10 protein-coding genes and 1 tRNA gene are annotated in these 17,367 nt (G+C 63.3%); 6 read left to right on the top strand and 5 right to left on the bottom strand.

Translation table 11 applies throughout. The annotated features are described in order from the left end of the window. Positions 1-97: 97 nt before the first annotated feature. On the top strand, positions 98-2,113 hold the full coding sequence (locus tag EII42_RS02370) for an ATP-dependent DNA helicase UvrD2 (RefSeq protein WP_125170512.1): 2,016 nt from the start codon (positions 98-100) through the stop codon (positions 2,111-2,113). On the opposite strand, the gene EII42_RS02365 is transcribed toward EII42_RS02370, so the two are convergent. The 3 genes from EII42_RS02365 to EII42_RS02355 all read right to left on the bottom strand — a co-directional run bounded on the left by EII42_RS02365 (position 2,110) and on the right by EII42_RS02355 (position 4,432). Next, the gene (locus EII42_RS02365; RefSeq protein ID WP_125170511.1) at positions 2,110-2,652 is read right to left on the bottom strand and encodes a hypothetical protein; all 543 of its coding nucleotides are present in this window, start codon (positions 2,650-2,652) and stop codon (positions 2,110-2,112) included. The two genes, EII42_RS02370 and EII42_RS02365, sit on opposite strands and share 4 nt — an antisense overlap. An 87-nt stretch (positions 2,653-2,739) precedes the next feature. Further along, entirely contained in the window at positions 2,740-2,901 is a 162-nt protein-coding gene (locus tag EII42_RS13255) for a DUF5679 domain-containing protein (protein WP_125170510.1), read from the bottom strand. 235 nt (positions 2,902-3,136) lie between these two features. Then, positions 3,137-4,432 (bottom strand): zinc-dependent metalloprotease, encoded by a 1,296-nt coding sequence (locus EII42_RS02355; RefSeq protein WP_158676366.1) that lies wholly within the window; start codon positions 4,430-4,432, stop codon positions 3,137-3,139. 125 nt (positions 4,433-4,557) lie between these two features. Between EII42_RS02355 and EII42_RS02350 the strand changes: the two genes are divergently transcribed. Genes EII42_RS02350 through EII42_RS02340 form a run of 3 tightly spaced genes read left to right on the top strand, consistent with a single transcriptional unit; the run spans position 4,558 to position 9,099 of the window. Beyond that, positions 4,558-5,586, top strand: coding sequence for a PDZ domain-containing protein (locus tag EII42_RS02350; protein ID WP_148098035.1), 1,029 nt, complete (start codon positions 4,558-4,560; stop codon positions 5,584-5,586). Next, complete coding sequence (locus EII42_RS02345) at positions 5,579-6,088, top strand: PPA1309 family protein (RefSeq protein WP_233558246.1); 510 nt, start codon at positions 5,579-5,581, stop codon at positions 6,086-6,088. Before EII42_RS02350 ends, EII42_RS02345 begins: the two co-directional genes overlap by 8 nt. Next, entirely contained in the window at positions 6,085-9,099 is a 3,015-nt protein-coding gene (locus EII42_RS02340) for a UPF0182 family protein (RefSeq protein WP_125170506.1), read from the top strand. The genes EII42_RS02345 and EII42_RS02340 overlap by 4 nt, the downstream gene beginning before the upstream one ends. A 152-nt stretch (positions 9,100-9,251) precedes the next feature. On the opposite strand, the gene EII42_RS02335 is transcribed toward EII42_RS02340, so the two are convergent. Beyond that, positions 9,252-10,553, bottom strand: coding sequence for a pitrilysin family protein (locus tag EII42_RS02335; RefSeq protein ID WP_158676365.1), 1,302 nt, complete (start codon positions 10,551-10,553; stop codon positions 9,252-9,254). After that, positions 10,550-11,806: a pitrilysin family protein gene (locus EII42_RS02330; RefSeq protein ID WP_125170504.1), complete on the bottom strand. Its 1,257-nt coding sequence runs from the start codon at positions 11,804-11,806 to the stop codon at positions 10,550-10,552. The genes EII42_RS02335 and EII42_RS02330 overlap by 4 nt, the downstream gene beginning before the upstream one ends. 269 nt (positions 11,807-12,075) lie before the next feature. On the opposite strand from EII42_RS02330, the gene EII42_RS02325 reads away from it, so the two are divergent. Both EII42_RS02325 and EII42_RS02320 read left to right on the top strand, forming a co-directional pair. Continuing rightward, positions 12,076-12,149, top strand: a tRNA-Met gene (locus EII42_RS02325). A 464-nt stretch (positions 12,150-12,613) separates the two neighbouring features. Continuing rightward, complete coding sequence (locus EII42_RS02320; RefSeq protein ID WP_125170503.1) at positions 12,614-17,143, top strand: hypothetical protein; 4,530 nt, start codon at positions 12,614-12,616, stop codon at positions 17,141-17,143. The last annotated feature ends 224 nt before the right edge of the window (positions 17,144-17,367 follow it).

Below are 17,367 nucleotides of genomic sequence, written 5' to 3'. Positions count from 1 at the left end.
TTCGTCCCTTTCGCTTCCGATCGAGCATAGTGGCGACAGGCGGCTCAGCCACTTTCAGCCGGTTGTCTTTGGTAGTTTTGCGCCTCGGAGGCAGAGAATGGATGAAATCCTGGACGCGCTCGACCCCGAGCAGCGCCAAGTGGCCCTGGCCCTGGATGCGCCCGTGGTGGTCCTGGCTGGAGCAGGCACCGGAAAGACCAGAGCGATCACGCACCGCGTCGCATACGCCGTGCGCGAGGGGCACTATGATCCTCGGGCGGTGCTGGCGGTCACTTTCACCACTCGTGCAGCCGGTGAGATGAAGACGCGTCTTGCTCAGCTCGGTGTGCACGGCACATCGGCGCGCACAATTCATGCCGCAGCGCTGCGTCAGTGCCGCTACTTCTGGCCCAAGGCCTACGGCGCGGACTTCCCCGAACTCGCGGAGAACACCTTCGGTCTCATCGCACGGTGCGCCAGTCAGGTCCTGGGGCAGACCGAGACCGCGCTGGTGCGTGATCTGGAGACGGAAATCTCCTGGGCCAAGTCGGGCAACGTGGAGCCCGAAGCCTACGCGGAGCTGGCTGCGTCCCGCGAGGTTGCGGGGGCGAGCGGCGCGCAGGTGGCTCACATCATGACCCTGTACGAGAAGGCCAAACAGGCGCAAGGTGTGGTGGATTTCCACGATCTGCTGCTGTGCAATGCTGCGCTGATCAGCTCGTTTCCGGAGATCGCGGAGCAGGTTCGGGGGCAGTACCGGCACTTCGTCGTGGACGAGTACCAGGATGTTTCCGCCATTCAACACGCGCTCATCTGCCTCTGGGTGGACGACCGCAAGGACGTTTGCGTCGTGGGGGATCCGAACCAGGCCATCCACTCCTTCGCCGGGGCGGACCCGCGTTTCCTGCGTGAGTTGGCCCGCCAACACCCGGGATCCACGATTCGGTTGGTGCGCAACTACCGCTCCTCGCCTGAGATTCTTGCGTTGGCTGACCACGTGCTGCGCCCGCCGAGCAGGGAGAGGTTGCGCGCCATGCGTCCCTCCGGGGAGGTCCCGGAGATCCGTGCAACCTCGACGGCGGCGCACGAGGCCGCGAGCGTTGCCGATTGGGTGGTGGAGCGAAACCGCGCTGGTACCCCCTGGGAGGAGTTGGCGATCCTGTACCGGATCAACGCGTCCTCTCCGCTGATCGAGGCGGCTTTGGACGAGCGTCAGGTGCCGTATTCGGTGCGCGGCACCGAGCGTTTCTACGAGCGTGCTGAAGTGCGTCATGCGGTGGGCACGCTGCTTCGGATTGCGCAGGAAGATCCGGAAGCGACGGCCACGCAGCTCCTCACGAATGCGTACCAGGAGTTGAGCTGGCAGCCGGAGGCTCCGCGGGGACAGGGCCGGCAGCGGGAACGCTGGGAATCGCTCACCGCCTTGAAGCAGATGATCGAGGCGGAGGTGGAGCTAGAACCCACCTGGAGCGCGGGCGCCGCCGCGGCCTGGCTGAGCCAGCGTGCCTCCTGGCAGGCCTCCCCAGTCGCCTCCGCAGTCACGCTCAGCACCATGCACGCCGCCAAGGGACTGGAATGGGACGATGTGGCGGTTGTTGGCGTCCGTGAAGGGATGATGCCGTTCGCCTTAGCAAAGGAACGGGCCGAGATCGACGAGGAGCGCCGCCTGCTCTACGTGGCGATTACCCGGGCCCGCCGGATGCTCAGGCTGAGTTGGAACTTCGTCGCGCAGAGTGGGAAACACCAGCGATCACGTTTCCTTGCCGGCCTCAACTCGAACAAGCGGCCGATCGCGGCGCAGCAGCCCTTCGTGCAACGCTCCCTCAAGTCGGCTAGCTGCCGGGCGTGTGGTGGCCAACTGTCGAGCGCAGCAGAGCGAAAGAGGCGGGCTCACCTTGAGTGCGATCTACCCATCGATGAGGGCTTGTTTGACGCTCTCAAGGTGTGGCGGAAAGCCACGGCAGACGAATACAGCGTGCCTGCTTTCGTGGTGTTCACGGACGCAACGCTCTACGCCATCGCGGAGGCGAAACCCAGCACGCTCGCCGAGCTACTGGCCTTGCCTGGTATCGGCCAGGCAAAGGCGAAGCGCTACGGCGAGCGTGTGATCGAGTTGGTGAACGAACGGCGCTAGCTTCTGCAGTCCAGCGCCCCGCATCCGGGTTGGGCCGCTACCCGTCGCGCGGAGATGCCGGTGTCCCCATTGAGTGCCCAGATCATCTCGGCATCGCCGAGTGTGGACACTCGGCTCAACTGAAACGTTTTAGTTTCCAGCACTGCCGTGGCTGCCGCCCAGTCGAGCAACGCATCACCCATCCCCGCAATTGACTTCAATCTCGCGTAGCTGGGTGTGTCCTCCTCCGGGGTGCAGGGCTCGTCGGCGACGCTCGCACAACGCGGGCAGGGTCCCGTGCCCCGCGACAGCATCGGGCCGACCGACGCATGGTCAGCGTCGGCAAACACGTACAACACTGGACCGCTCGTGTAGGCCTCAAACTCGACTATCGGGTGTGTGCCCGGTGGGAACCCCAGGACGACAATGTCCATGTCCCAGGCAAAACCGGGCCGACGGAGGGCTGTGTCGGGTCTGATGGCTGAGACGTCGAGCCCTGAACGGGCCAGGCGGGTGGTTAGTTGTTGGCCGTCTTCGACGACGAGTATGGGTGCTGGCATCGTTGCCTCCTTTACTTGTTGGGTCTCCGGAGAGACGAAATGGGCCGGAAGCGAACCTCCGGCCCATTTGAACGATTGATCAGGTGATCAGGCGCGACCAAGAATGCGGTTCAGGTTGGTGCCGCACTCCGGGCACTTACCCTTGGCCATCTTAGTGCCCTTGTCGTTCACTACGACCTTCCCCTTGGCGGTGCGCTTCTCCTTGCACTTCACGCAGTAGAACTCGCCTTCCCAAGTTTCCTGAGCCATGTTTCCTCCTAGTGTATGTAGCCAGTTTGTCCGGCGGTTCCTGTGCCGGGGCCAACCGGCCCCGCGCTCCTTCACGGAGAGGAGTCCGGGGCTCTGCCGCCTTCCCCTGCGGGAGAGCACCACGGACTCACGAAAGCCAGTTTGACCGCGCAAGGGGTGCAGAGTCAACTGAAACGCGCTGGTGGCGGGCAAAATGCGGCGATTCTGACTAAATCGGGCCAGATGAGCGTGCAGTTCAGTTTCCAAGGAGTTTGCGTAGCTCCGCGTCCAGGTCGTCTTCCTGAGGAGTGTCCGGGCGGGTGAAGGAGTGCGGATCCTCCAGGTGCTCTGCCGTGGGCAGCAGGTCGGGATGCGACCAGACACGGTCGCGTCCCGCCGCGCCAAGTTCATGCTCAGCAACCGCCCACAATCGCTCGGCCGCGATCATGTTGGAACTCGGTAGCTCGAGCCCGATCAGCACCCGTAGTACGTCGCGCACCGGCGAGCCCGCAGCCCGCCGTCGACGCAGCACCTCCGCAAGCTGAGGGGCATGAGGCATCCATTTCTCCATCGTGCGGGCGGTCACGTGATCCACCCAGCCCTCCACGAGCGCGAGCAGCAGCCCCAGTCGGTCCAACACCTCCAGTTGTTCCGGTGTGCTGGCAGGGCGGAAGAAAGAGATCTCTAGTTCGTCGCCCACCTTAGCCAACTCGTCGAGGCTCATGCTCTCGATACTTTCGGGGGAGAAACGTTCCGCGATGGCCTCGACATCGATCCTGATTTCTCGCGCGTAGTGAGTGAGCAGCGCGGTGAGTTGCGGGGCAAGCCAGCCCACGTTGTGAAACAGCCGCTGGCGGGCCGCGTCGCGCAGCACCAGTACTAGTAGGAGGTCGGTTCGATCCGCTTCGAGGTCGGCGGTGAAGGCTGCCACGTTGGCGGGCAGGACCACGGTGCGTGCGGAGGCCGACAGCCGGAAGCCGATCTCTGTTCCGGTCAACGTGTCGCGGGCCACCTTGGCGAGCTCGCGTTTCAAGCGATTCCGGTACAACAAGGTGGCCGATTGGTTAATCAGCGGAGCCACCAGCGCCCCAATGTTGAACTCGTCGTCATCCCCGAGCGCGTTGCGGCCGAGCGCGGCGCCATGTCCGGCGATGATGGGCTCGACGATGGCGCGCCAGCCGACGCCGGTGTCTTCCAGCCAACCGGTTCGGGTCAGTGCTCTCGCGGGCAGCCCGGGGGAGGCGAAACTTGTGAATTCGTCGAGCCAGGACTGGACCAGTCGCTCGGCCTCGCTCACCTGCGCCTCCTCGACGGCGGAAATCTCGGGATCGGCATAGCCATCGGTGGTTGCGGTCTTGGCTGCGGAGATCGTCGTGCGCCACGAGGCGTCGGCGTCCTGCTTGGGCATTCCCGGGAACAGGCCGTGTTCGCCGAGACTCTGCATTCGCTTCAACAGGGATTCGAAATCGGGCCCATCGCCCTTGTCGCTGATCCCCAGCTGTTCCAGCAACTTGCGAAGCTCGTCGAAATTGAAGCCACCCGGCTCGGTCACTGTGACCACCTCCTTGGAGTTCCATTCAACCGTATGACTCAAGCAACGCGCTTACCGCGTTGGTCTTGATTGGTATCGTGTCTGAGAAACGGGTTGAAGGGAAGCGCTCAGTGAACAGGAACGCGGTGGCTATAACGTCTAGCGTGTTGTTCGTGCTGTTGGCGGCGGCGCTCGTTTTCGTGCCGGCGCCTTACGTCACGTGGCGGCCAGGCATACCCGTTGACGTGCTGGGTACCAAGGACGACACGCCGCTGATCAGCGTCAGCGGCGTCGAGACGCACCCGGTGTCCGGGCGGCTGCTGCTGACGGTTGTGTCCACCTCCAAGTCATCGTCCCGGATCAGCCTGCCGGAGGCGATGCAGGCCTATTTCGCGGACGGTTCGGATGCCATGCCGCGCGATTTGATCTATCCGCCCGGGAAATCCGATGAGGAGATCACCCAGGAGGCCGTGGCGTCGATGGATTCCTCCAGACAGAACGCCACCGTTGCGGCGCTCCGTGCGGCGGGCATCGCAGTCACCGAGCGGCCGATGATCGAGAAGGTGCTCCTGAACGGGCCCTCCGGCGGGCTTCTCCAGCCGGGCGATCTGGTGCTGAGCCTCGACGGCGAGTCGGTGAGCAGCGAAGAGGAGATCTCGAATCACCTGAGAACGGTCGCCGTGGGAGCTTCTGTTGAGTTTGAGGTGCTGCGCGACGGCGAACTTGAGCGGGTCACCGTGGTCGCGGGTCGTTCGCCGCAGGACCAGGAGCGGGCTGTTGTGGGGGTCGGCCTGACCGAGGGCTTCGAGTACGCGGCCCGGGTTGCATACGGAGTGAGTCCCGACATAGTTGGTCCCAGCGCGGGCCTGGTGTTCGCCTTGGGCATCTACGACCACGTGACCCCCGGCTCCCTGATGGCGGATCTGACCGTAGCTGGCACTGGAGTCATTGACCCCCGGGGTCAGGTTCGGCCGATCGGCGGCATTCAGCAGAAGATCAAGGGAGCCGAGGAAGCGGGTGCGACCTTGTTCTTCCTGCCGTGGGACAACTGCCAGGCTCTCGATGGAGTGCAGACCAAGATGCGTCTCGTCCCGGTGTCCACGTTGCGCGACGCCATTGCGGCACTGCAATACATACAAGAAGGAAATCAAGCGGAGGTTGCTAGTTGTGAGTGACAGGCTTGTTGCGGTGCTCCTTGACATAGAGCAGCACGTGGCCGAGTTGGGTTGGGACCAGCCCGCCAGGTTGTTTGCGCTGGTGCCTACCGCGGAACTTATCCGAATGGAGCCCCATCTGACTGGGCAGCTCGCGCAGGGCACCCCGGATGCGCTCAGCGCGGTGGAGCAGGACGAGTTCAAGGCTACTGACAACCTGGCTGCCAAGTTGGCCGAGATTTACTTCCCGGAGACGGTTGAGGGCGTGGCCATCACCCTTGAGCGCACCTTCTTGCCAGCGAAATATGAATCCGATGTTCCCGAAGACGACGCCGCCGCGGTCGATTTCGTTCGATCGCACCCCGAGCACGAGGAGATCAGGGCTGTGGTTGGGGTGCTGCGCGACGGTAGCCGCCACTGCCTGGCCCGGCTCAAGTCACATCCGGAAGAACTTCTGCGAGGCGAAGACGTCATTCCCAACCTGCCCGAGGCTCTGGGCCAAACTCTGAGGAGAGAACCATGAGCGACCCCACGACTGCTCGCCCCCCACGGCTGAGGGCCCTGAAGATCTCGCTGGGGGTATTTGCCGTGCTGGCGGTAGCCGCCATCATCTCCTCTCGGATCCTCACGGATCTGTGGTGGTTCCAATCGGTGGACTTCTCGGTTGTGTTCTCCACACTTCTGGTCACGCAGGGTCTCTTGTTCCTGGTTTTCGGCTCCCTGATGGGGGTCGCGTTCTATGTTTCGACGGCACTTGCCTACCGGCTGCGTCCGAAGGTCAGGCGAGCTAACCTCGATACGGCCTTCCTGATTAAGGGCAGGGACGCCCTCGATGCCAAGTCGAAGGTTCTCGGTCTCGGGTTGGCGGCATTCTTCGCCCTGTTTGGGGGCCTTTCCGCGCTGGGACAGGCGCCTGTCTTCCTTGCGGCGTGGAATGCCAAGTCCTTCGGGCAGCGCGATCCCTACTACGGCTTGGACGCCTCGTTCTACGTCTTCCACCTCCCCTGGTGGAGGTTCGTCCTGGGGTTCTTCCTGGCCTCGCTCGTGATTGCGACGATTGGGGCGCTGGTGGTGCACTTCACCACTGGGGCTTTCACCGTGAAGGCATTTAGCAACGCAGGCAACACCAAGAAAACCATCGGCGCGCACCGCCAGATGTCGGTGCTGCTCGGCATCTCTCTCATCGTCTTCGCCGGTTACACTTTCCTCGGCCGGTACCAGCTGCTGACCTCTTCGGGAGGCCTCTTCACCGGTGTGAAGTACACCGACCACACTGTTAGGATGCCCATCCAGCTGGTGCTGACGGGCATCGTCGTGGTAGTAGCCCTCGTCTGTTTCTATAACGCTTGGCGGCCCAAGTGGTCGCTACCGGGGGTCGCGTTGACGCTCATGCTTGTCAGCTCGCTACTCCTCACCGGGCCATATCCGTGGATCGTCCAGTCCTTCGAGGTAAAGCCGAACGAGCCCGACAAGGAGCGGCCATACATCGGCGCACATCTGGACGCCACCCGAAAGGCCTTTGGGATCGACCGCGTCGAGATCACCGATTACGAAGCCACCCAGGAGGTGGCTGCCGGGCAGCTGCGCGCCGACGCGGAGGCGCTGCCCGCAATCCGTCTGATCGATCCCGCTGTCGTCGGTCGGACATTCGAGCAACTGCAACAGGTTCGTGGCTACTACCGGTTCGCGGCGACGCTCGACGTCGACCGGTACGTCATTGACGGCAAGCCGACGGATGCGGTCGTCGCGATGCGCGAACTCGACTTCGCCAAAGCGAACGCGGATGTCACCTGGAACAATCAGCGCACCGTTTACACACACGGCTACGGCTTGGTGGCGGCTTACGGCAACCAGAGGCAGAGCAATGGTGAGCCGGTCTTCTTCTCCGGCGGCATCCCGACGGAGGGCCTGCTGGATGAACACGAGGCGCGCATTTACTTTGGCGAGCGCAGCGCAGACTGGGTGGTGGTGGGTTCCCCAGAGGGAGCGGAACCCGTCGAGTTGGACACGCCAACCGGCGGCGACGACCGTACCGAGGCCCGTTACACCTATCGTGGGCAGGGCGGTGTGCCAATCGGCAACCTCCTCAAGCGCGCGGCCTTCGCGATCCGGTTCGGAGACATCAACCTGCTGCTGAGCTCCCGCGTGAACGAGGAATCGAAGCTCCTGCACAACCGGGTCCCGTTGGAACGGGTCCAAGAGGTGGCCCCCTGGCTCACGCTCGATTCGGATCCCTACCCGAGCGTCGTGGACGGGAAGCTGGTCTGGATCATCGATGCCTTCACGACGACGGACCAGTTCCCCAACTCGGCAGCCATTGACTACAACCAGGCGATATCCGACTCGCGCACCCGCGGCAACCTGCTGACCGAACCCGGCAGCCGCGTGAACTACATCCGCAATTCGGTCAAGGCCGTGGTGGACGCTTACGACGGCACGGTCAAGCTCTACGCGTGGGATGAGGAGGATCCGATCCTGAAGACTTGGTCCGACGCCTTCCCGGGCACGATCACCCCGAAGGCAGAGATTCCGGCGAGCTTGCTTAGCCATCTGCGCTACCCGGCGGACTTGTTTAAGGTGCAGCGTGAGGTGTTGGGCCGGTACCACACCACGAGCAGCGATACCTGGTATCAGCAATCCGACATCTGGGAGGTGCCGAATGACCCGGTGCGCGGCGGCCAGAACAAGCAGAAGGAGCCCCCGTATTTCCTGACGATTCGCTGGCCTGGGGATGAGAAGCCGCACTACGCCAACACGTCGATCTTCGTGCCCAGGGAGCGGGAGAACCTGTCCGTCTACATGTCGGCCAATGCCGACGCGACAAGCCCGGACTACGGCAGGCTGCGCGTGCTGAAGTTGTCAGACAAGCAGCAGATCCCCGGCCCGGGCCAGGCCTACAACGCGATCCGCACCGACGAGAGCGTCGCCGAGCGGCTGCTGCCCTTCAACCGGGAGGGATCGGACACGGAGGCGGTGTTCGGCAACCTGCTGACGCTGCCGCTCGGGGGCGGTTTGCTTTATGTTCAGCCGATCTACACCGTTACGAAGTCGACGTCGGGTGGTTACCCGGCGCTCAGGTTCGTGGTGGTGCGCTTCGGCGAGAACGTGGGTATCGGGGATACGCTGCAGGCCGCACTGGACGCGGTTTTCAAGGGCGATGCGGGTGCCAAGACGGGGGAGCGCCCGCCCGCCGAGCAGGCTGGTGGCGTGCAGCCAGTTCCGGCGCCCAGCGAGCCTGCAGATCCCGCGGACCCCGGCGTCGTCAGCCCCACTCCGCCCGAGACCCCGTCTTCAAGCGATAACCCGAGCCCCGCCGATCCCGTTCCGGGAAGTACAGGCACGGGCAGCGGGCAGGTTCCGCCCGTACCCGGCGGGTCGAGCGATCCGGAGGTGCGTGCCTTGCTGAACGACGCCCAGTCGCTGTTCGAGCAGGCCGACAAGAGCCTACGTGAGGGTGATCTGGCCGCGTACCAGCAGCACATCAGGTCTGCGAAGGCGAAGATCGAGCAGGCCGTCACCGCGATGGACGGCTAGGGAGCGCCTCGGATGTATTCCGGAAAGGCTCCTCCGGTCCGTCGGCCCGCGGCAGCCTCGCGCGCTGGACACGCGAGGCAAGGTCAGGAGGGCGGAGGAGCCTTTCATCTGTTCCGGTTCGCCGTGGTCAAGCTTGATTCTTGCGACGGGTCCTAGGGCAGATCGAGCACCTCTGCGCCCAGATCCTGGAGCTGGTGTTCCAGGGCCTGGGCGTTTCCGGCGATGGCGATGGTCAGGTTCTCCGGCCTGATGAGTTCCCGCCACGCGACGGTGGCCTCGTCAGGCGTGACTAAGCGCAGCGCGTCGGTGTGTTGGTTGACGAACTCCGTGGTGAGTCCGCACTCGGCGAGGGCGGCAGCCTGGGCGGCGATGTCAGCTGAGGTTTCGTTGGCGAGCGGGGCGATGCCGATGCGGTAGGCCTTGGCGTCCTCCAGCTCCGGTGCGGTAACCGGGTGGGCGAGGAGGAGGGCGTCGAGAATCCGTCTGACGGTTTCGCGAGCCACCTCGGTACGAACGTTCGTGCTGAGTTGCATGATGCTGCCATTCAGGTCGGGGGAGAAGCCGCCGGATAGACCGTAGGTATAGCCCAACCGCTCACGCAGTTCGAGGTTGAGTCGCGAGGCGAAGCCGCCGGCGAGCACGTGTCCAGCCAGCCGGGCGGCAGGCCAGCGTGGGTCGGTGCGGGCGATGCTTCGGCAGCCGACGTGGATCGTCGCCTGGACTGCGCCGGGGACGTCCACCAGCAGGAAGCGCGGAGGCTCGGGTCTGGGCGCGTCGGCCTCGTGGCGCTGGGCCCGCGCCGTCCAGGCTGAGAGCGTCTGCAGATCCAAGCTGTCGAGGTCTCCGGCCACTATGAGAGTGGCGTCGTTGGGCGCGAATTGGGCCGCATGCCAGGCTGTGACGTCGTCCCGGGTGATGGCGTCCAGGGTTTGCAGGTCGCCGGAAACAGGCCTGCCGTGGCGTTGTTCAGTGCCGTACAGGCCGATTCGGAAGGCCCACTTGGCGGCCCCACCGGGTGAGCTCTTGCGGGTTCGGTAGGCGGCTTGCTGGGCCTCGACGTGGATTGCGAGGTCTGCGTCGTGGTAGCTCGGCTCGCGCATGACCTCCACCAGCAGCGGCAGGAACTCGTTGAACCGACGCGCGGGCACCAGCCCGCCGAACCGCGTCGAGTAGAGGTGGGCGGTCGCGTGTAGGGCGGCCCCGTGCCGGTCGAGCAGTTCTTGCACATCGTCGTGGGTTTGGGTGGCTTCATCGAGGGTGTGCAGCGCGATCGTCGCGACCCCCTCCTTGTCCCTGGGCTCTTGCGCGAGCCTGATGGGCTGGAGCAGTTCGAAGGCCGCGACGTGCTGGTCCGGCATCGGGTAGTGCCATACGGTCATGCCGTTTGCCAGCCGGTGCACGTCGGGGGAAGGGAAGCGCCAGGGCGCGTGGGTCAGTTCAACGGCTGGTCTCATCGGTCTTCCTCCGCGAGGTAGAGCAGCTGGTGGGCGTCCTCGGGCCGGAGCCATCGTCGCGCGGCGGCGGCCACATCGTCTGGGGTCAGTGCGAGTACCTCGTCGAGGTGGGTGTTCACCCGGTTTGGGTCCCCCAGCAGGAGCCAGGATTCGTTGAAGAGGTCCGCGCGTTCTTCAGCGGTGGCGAGCTGCCACAGCCAGGAACGTTCGTACTGCGCGACGGCGCGTTCCAGCTCTTCCTCGGTGGGGCCGTCGGCGATGAAGCGGGCCACCTCCTCGCGGACAGCCTCTGCGGTGCTGGCGGGGTCGGCGCCGTCGGCGGGTCGGGCCATGAGCATCGCGATGGATGGGGCCAGGCGGTTGGTGAGCGAGGTGGCGTGTGCTTCTTGGGCGCGGCGGCCGTCCTTGACGAGGTTGCGGTGCAGGCGGGAGGCGTGGCCGTCCGCGAGGATGCTGAGCGCCAGGTCCAGCGCCGGCTGGTCGTCGGCGGAGGCGGGCGAGGTCTGCCAGGTGAGGTAGCTGACGGAGTAGGGCACGTCCCGCACCACGGTTCGCGACGACGGGGCGAGCGGCGCAACCTCGCGGAAGACGCGCTCGGGCTTGGGGAGGGCAGGAATCTGGCCGAAGTAGCGCTCGGCGAGCTCGAAGCCCTCGTCGGCGGTGAGCGGGCCGCAGAGCACCAGGCGAGCGTTGGCCGGTCGGTACCACTGAGCGAAGAATCCGCTCACGTCGTCGAGGGTGGCGGCGTCCAGGTGCGCCATCGAGCCGATGGTCAGGTGTCCGTAGGGGTGGTCGGCGGGGAAGTGCTGCTCGATGATCAGTTGAAGCAGGTCGCCGTAGGGTTGATTGTCGTAGCGTTCACGCTTCTCTTCCTTGACGACCTCGCGCTGCGCCAGGAAGTTGTCGTGGGAGATGTCAAGGCTGCCCAGACGCTCCGCCTCCAACCACAATGCCAACTCCAGTGCGCCGCGGGGTACGGTTTCGAAGTAGTTCGTGCGGTCTGCGGAGGTGGTGGCGTTGACGGTGCCGCCGACGGTCTCGATGAGGGCCATGTGTTCTCCGGGAGCGACGTTGGCCGATCCCTGGAACATCAGGTGCTCGAACAAGTGGGCGAATCCGGTACGTTCCAGGGATTCGTCGACCGAGCCCACCTCATACCAGATGTTCACGGCAACCCCCGGCGTGGGTGCCTCGGAGACTGCTACCCGCAAACCGTTGCCGAGCTTCGCCAAGGACAGAGGGAAAGCGTGCATGGGCACGAGCCTAGCGAAGAGCGGCGCCCTCGGTAGAGCTTATTCTTGTTGCGTCATGCCAAGGCATCCGTTGGTGGCCCGGTCTGTGTTGTTGGGGTGAACTCGGCGAGTCTCGGCTCGCGGGTTTGTGGGTAGCTCCTTCGATCTGTTGCGTTGGTCTCACGCGGGTATCTCGGACAAGGCGCCTATCTCCCGTCGGGCGGGCAGCTTGGGAGGGTTTACGCGTGATTTTGACTTTGCTCGACGATGGGGTATCGTTGGTTGGGCACCGCGGGGTGGAGCAGCTCGGTAGCTCGCTGGGCTCATAACCCAGAGGTCACAGGTTCAAATCCTGTCCCCGCTACGAGAAACACTCGGGGCGCCCCCAAGGGGCGCCCCGAGTTGCGTCTTGTCAAGAAAGCTGTGGGCGCTGATCTGCCAGGTTCTCTGGTTGTTGATGGAGTGCGCCTGGGGCTGGGGCTTCCCCCGGTGTTTCGTCGTAGCGGTTGAGGCCTTGGTTTCCAAGCCGGCCACTCGTTCGACGGTTCTCGGCCCGGTCAGACTTCAAGATCTGCGGGTGGCTTCGAGCTTCTTCAACTGCTCATCTGATATCTGATCCCGCCATACTTGGGTACTCGTGGTAGGCGCTCAGCCAAGAGTGAAGGTATGGGATTTGGCGAAGCTCAGGCAGGTGTGATGAACAGCTGTGAGTTCGGCTAGTCACGAGCCTACGTAGCCAAAGAAATGCTCAGGCAGAATGATTGATTCATGTGCCTATCTTCCGGCCTCAGTAGATCGGCAATTAAGCTGCATTATTAGGAGGAAAGAATGGGCAACGAGGCACATCATCCCGCTGGGCCCGAGCTTGTCGGATGCCGGCGGATCACTGAGCATCACCAGCTTCGGGAGTGGGGTCACAAAGTCCGACTTGGGGCGGCTCCGCTGCTGGACATGAATGAGGCGGAGTCTGCCGAGGTGATGTCCGAGTGTTTGAAGGCGCTGCCCTTCCCCTCGGACTACTTTCCGTTGCGGATAATCGAGGGGATGGACGCCCTGTGGCGCGAGATCTACGGGGAGGAGAAGAACGTCTCCGTGGCGGCAGAGGATAAGCCAATCGCCGTGCTGACGGCCCGAAAGATGGCTTGCCTCTACGAAATACTTCGGGGGCGCGGCCTGGACTTTTCCAGGGGATTCGAGGTGGTGAGCGACCGATTCATCTTCCTCGAACCGAACATGACCTTCTTCAGGAAGGGTAAAAGCGGCGGGCAGACAGGTGCCTCGCCCGGGAGAAAAAAGAAGGCCACCACACGAGTGGAGGAGACACCGCAACGCACAGTCTATTTGATTGACGATCTCTCCCGCAGAGGGGAACAACTGCAGCGTCGCTCCGAGAACTTCAGAGCCCTGGCGGGCGTTGACGTGCGCGCTCACGCGCTTATACACCTCAAGCATAACGCCGCCGACGCCCGACAGTTCTCCGCAATCGGGGGAGCGGACGGCGCCGGGATCATCCGAGCCTATGCTCGGGCCTTCTCCAGAGCGCTCATCCCGTACTTCACGGATTTTCCGATCACGACAACTATCGAACTCAGCCAAACGGCCTTTGATCGCCTGATGGGCAAGCTAAGCCGGGCTGGAATCTACGAGGTGTCGTCGAGCGTCGGGATCGACGAGGGACTCCGGTGCTACACGATCGACCTGCTCAGCCTATTGCCGGACAACCCGATCGTCTCCAAGGCGGCAGAGCATTGTTTCGTGATAAAGCTGAGGCTGTTCGTCGAGGTGCCCAGCGCAAGTAACGGAAAATACCGGCTGCGGGCCATGGTGAAGCCGCTGTGTCGGCCGATGGCGATGAAAAAGCTCACGAAGCTGGGCCAGCGCCACAACTTGCTGAATAGAGAGCCGAAGAACTCTCCGCCGCCACATCAGCTGGGCCAGCTGTTCGGTTTCTTTGAGTACGCGCTGTCCTGGCAACTGCTGACCGTGGTGATCGAGCACTTCATCAGGGACGCTCAGGAGGAGGACACGCAAGATAGCCAAGCGAATCCAGGCGGCCCGGGGAAGACAGGCAGCCAGCAAAAGCTGATCGATGAAGAGTTCGCGAGGCTCGTACTGGGCCGACCACTGTTCGAGGAGTTGCTGAAACTCTCCAACGAATCCGCTGAGTTGGTGTCCCAAGCCTTCAAGCGCGTCAGCCGCCGCAAAAAAGAGCCTAGGGGCAGGGCTACGAAGAGAGCCGGCTCCAGCTTCATCCTGGGCGACGATCTGACTCAGTTCATTGACGAAATCGTGAGCAAGAACACCAGATTCAGGAAAGCCGAACGGTCCCTTTGGGCGAAAGACAAGGCACAGACCAAGGACTGGCTCCGGCAGAGCTTCCGTGCGGTAGTCAAGGCGGTGAAAGCTAAAGCGAAGAAGGACGCGAAGTCGGGCCGAGACAAGGCACTGCAGCTTGACCTCAAACAGTTGACGCCGTTTGTGGTCAGCCTGGCCCTAGACATCCTCACCGACTGGGGCAAGATCGTGCCGGACCAACAAGCGGTGTTTCGCGGGAAAGTGTTGGATAGGTTGCACGGGACCACCGTGGGCGACGACAAGGCTGATGGTGCGGGGAAGAGCCCTCGTAGGGGGCCTAAGGGCAGGATAGAGCGGTGCTACCGAGCGGGGGAGATCACAGCGGTTGTCCGCAGCGCGACGCTGACGGGCGGCCGGCTCAGCACCTCCCAGTACAGCTGGCGCATAGGGGGAGACCGGGGGCAGCCCGTGTCCGACCGCCCGGGCAAGGAGTCCGCGGCGACTGCAACGGAGCCGGATCTGTACCCGAAGGACTTGTCGCCCTGGCTGAGGAAAGCTCCGGCGAGCAATGCCGGGAAAAGATCCAAAAAATCCAAAAGATTCAAGAGGAAGAAAGGCTCGGACTTGCCTGAATACGCCTCTCCCCAGGACACCCTGAGCGGCATGCTCCTGGTGTTGACCGCCCTGAGGGATTATCTGGCCGCGCTGGCGCCGACAGCCGCAGACGCTCCCAGAGGCGGAGCAGAGGCGGAGGCCGCCCGACAGGCGTTGGCAGGCGCGGTCGAAGCCTTGCGAGAAACCTACTTTCGACTTCCCTGCCCGGTCCTTTCCTGGGGCAAGGAGCCACAGGGAGTCGAATACGTCGAAGACCTGCTCCGGTACTTCAACAAGAAGGATCCGCTCTTCGGCAAAAGCAAGAAAGATCTCGACGACCTGTCTGACAGGTGGGAGCAGCTGCACGACTGGCTGTCCGACAGGGGCTTCCCCTGGAACTTCGGCGCCTTCCGCCGGCTGAAGAGAGCGGTCCTGGCCCTCGACACGCTACTGGCGTTCGTTTCCCCGCTGCTCCAAACCTCGCGCTACGAAGAGAACTCGCGCGCCCATTTCGCCGCGGATGTGGCTTCGCCGGAGGGGGAAATCCGTATTCTCAGCCTGAACGGAGAAGAAAACCAGCCAAACCCTAAGAGCATGACCAGCGATGTCTGGGATGACTGGCTCCGACAGCTGGTTTGGCCCCCAGAGCAGCTGCCCTTCGACCACGATGTCATAGTGGACAGCAGCCAGTCCGTTCTCGCCCTCGAGGTGACCTACCTGGACCTGCTGGGCGACGTCTGGCACTCGCTGACCCGCGCTTTCATGGTGATGTCGCTCGAATTGTCTTGGGACACGCCCTACCTCTCCCACAAGGAGCGACTCGGCAAGCTGATGAGTGGGTTGGAACGAGAAATTTCGAGTCGCCTCAACGAGCTGCTCCCCGACAAAGAGAGGAGAACTGCGAAGCCCGGAGGGGATGAATCGCCATCGAATCCTAAAGAAGCGAGGCCGTCGCTGGAGTTCAGTCCTTTCGAGCAGAACGATGTTCTGCTGACCGCAGAGCAGGTCGTTCAGCGGGGATGGGAGTTCAGCTCCAACGGCGGCTGGTTTCCCTTCGATCACTCAGCCCTGAGAAACCTTGCCGAAAGCGGCAAGCTCATCGAGGTAGAGGATTGGCAGGGGGTCAAACGCTATCCCAGTTTCCAGTTCGTCGACTTCTGCTTGAGAGGCGGAGTTTGGGTATCGCGTGAAGGCAAGGTGGTGGACGCGGACGCGAGCAAGGAAGCCAACGTACGCCTGACGGATCCGGAGTACCCATTTTTGCGGGCGGATATCGCCAACGCGATGGCTGGCTCGTCGCGGCAGGTTTCTGGCTGGCGGGCCGCGCTGTGGTTCAGGTTCATGCTGGCGCAGATGGGCGAGTGGGTGGTTAACGGCGTGGCGATCGGGGATTTCAACACGCTGGGCTCCTTCGGTCAGCGAGAACTGGTCTTCACCGAGTGCCTCGGACAGAAGGGGCTCTGGATGGACAACTGGTTCGCGGACGGGCGTGCCCTGATGCGCCGATCCAACGACGCAACGCCAGGGCGCATGATGCAGGCAAAGAAGAAGCTGTTCGACATCGAGCAGGCGTCCAACGTCGCCGACGGGGACAGGAAAGAGGGTCCCGAGGCCGGGCGGAAACTCTACAGAGTGACGGACGCGCGCTACGGTAAACCGAACTGGTGGGCCTCCTCTGTGCCCTTCGAGTGGAAGCTGCGTAAGTTGCCGGACTTCAGGAGAAGCACACTAACGGAGCGCGCCCTCGCGGGTGAGCCCGAGTTCCCGCCCGGCAGATTCGACCCCGGGGAATCGCCTGAGGAGGGAAACGACCCAAGCGAGAAGAAAAACTATGGGGCGCTGTACCTCGCCGACTCGATCCGCGGGTGCGTATTTGAGGTTTTCGACCGTCAAATCGCCGTCACGCTCCGGGAGGCGACCGGCGTGGCGGTCCACACATACGAAGTGGCTTCGGCCTCCTCGAAGGGCGATGTCGGATCCAGAGAATGTTTGGATCTCAGCTCATGGCCGGCCCATATCTCCGCGACGCCGATCCGCTCGGCCACCCAGGCGCTTTCCAACTGCCTCTGCTACGACAACAAGGAGGACAAGCTCCCGAGGCTCATCAAGTATCCGCTCAGAACTGCGCTCGACTGTTTCGGCCTCGTGGTGCTCGAACCCACCTATATCGCCTATAAGAATGAGAGCGCCGAGTTGATCCCCTACAGAGACGCCCCCGATCAGCCCGAGGCAGAAAGACTCGACCTGAGCAAAACCGCCAATCACGACGTTTCCGAAGAGGTGGAACTCCCCGACGGAAGTGGTAAAACCCCTTGGCTGAGACCAGGAACACAGTCCGCCCAGTGGTGGAGCGACTGCGCTGAGACCGAGGAATACTGGCGGTGTATGCGGGAGATGAAGCAGATGCCGAGGGACTCCGTCGTCTGTTTCAGACGATTTCCCGAGGTCCGAGAACTCCCCAATCTTTAGCAACAGCTCCTCCCGGACCGCACGAGTTGGGTGAGTTTCGTGCTCGTGTCGTCCGCAGGACCGCGGCTAGGCTTGAATCCGCGCGACGTCGGCGGGTCGGAACATGAGGCATACTGGTCCTACCATTTGTCGTGATGGGGGAGTCCGCCTGGCTCACGGTTCGGTGGTGGTGCCGGATGCAGAGTAGTCTGGGCCGACGACCACGCATTGGTTGAGGAGAGGTA

This window comes from Tessaracoccus sp. OH4464_COT-324 (assembly GCF_003932855.1).
GTDB lineage: Bacteria > Actinomycetota > Actinomycetes > Propionibacteriales > Propionibacteriaceae > Arachnia.
Note: the sequence above shows the minus strand (reverse complement) of the source record. Positions and strands in the feature narration are given on the sequence as shown.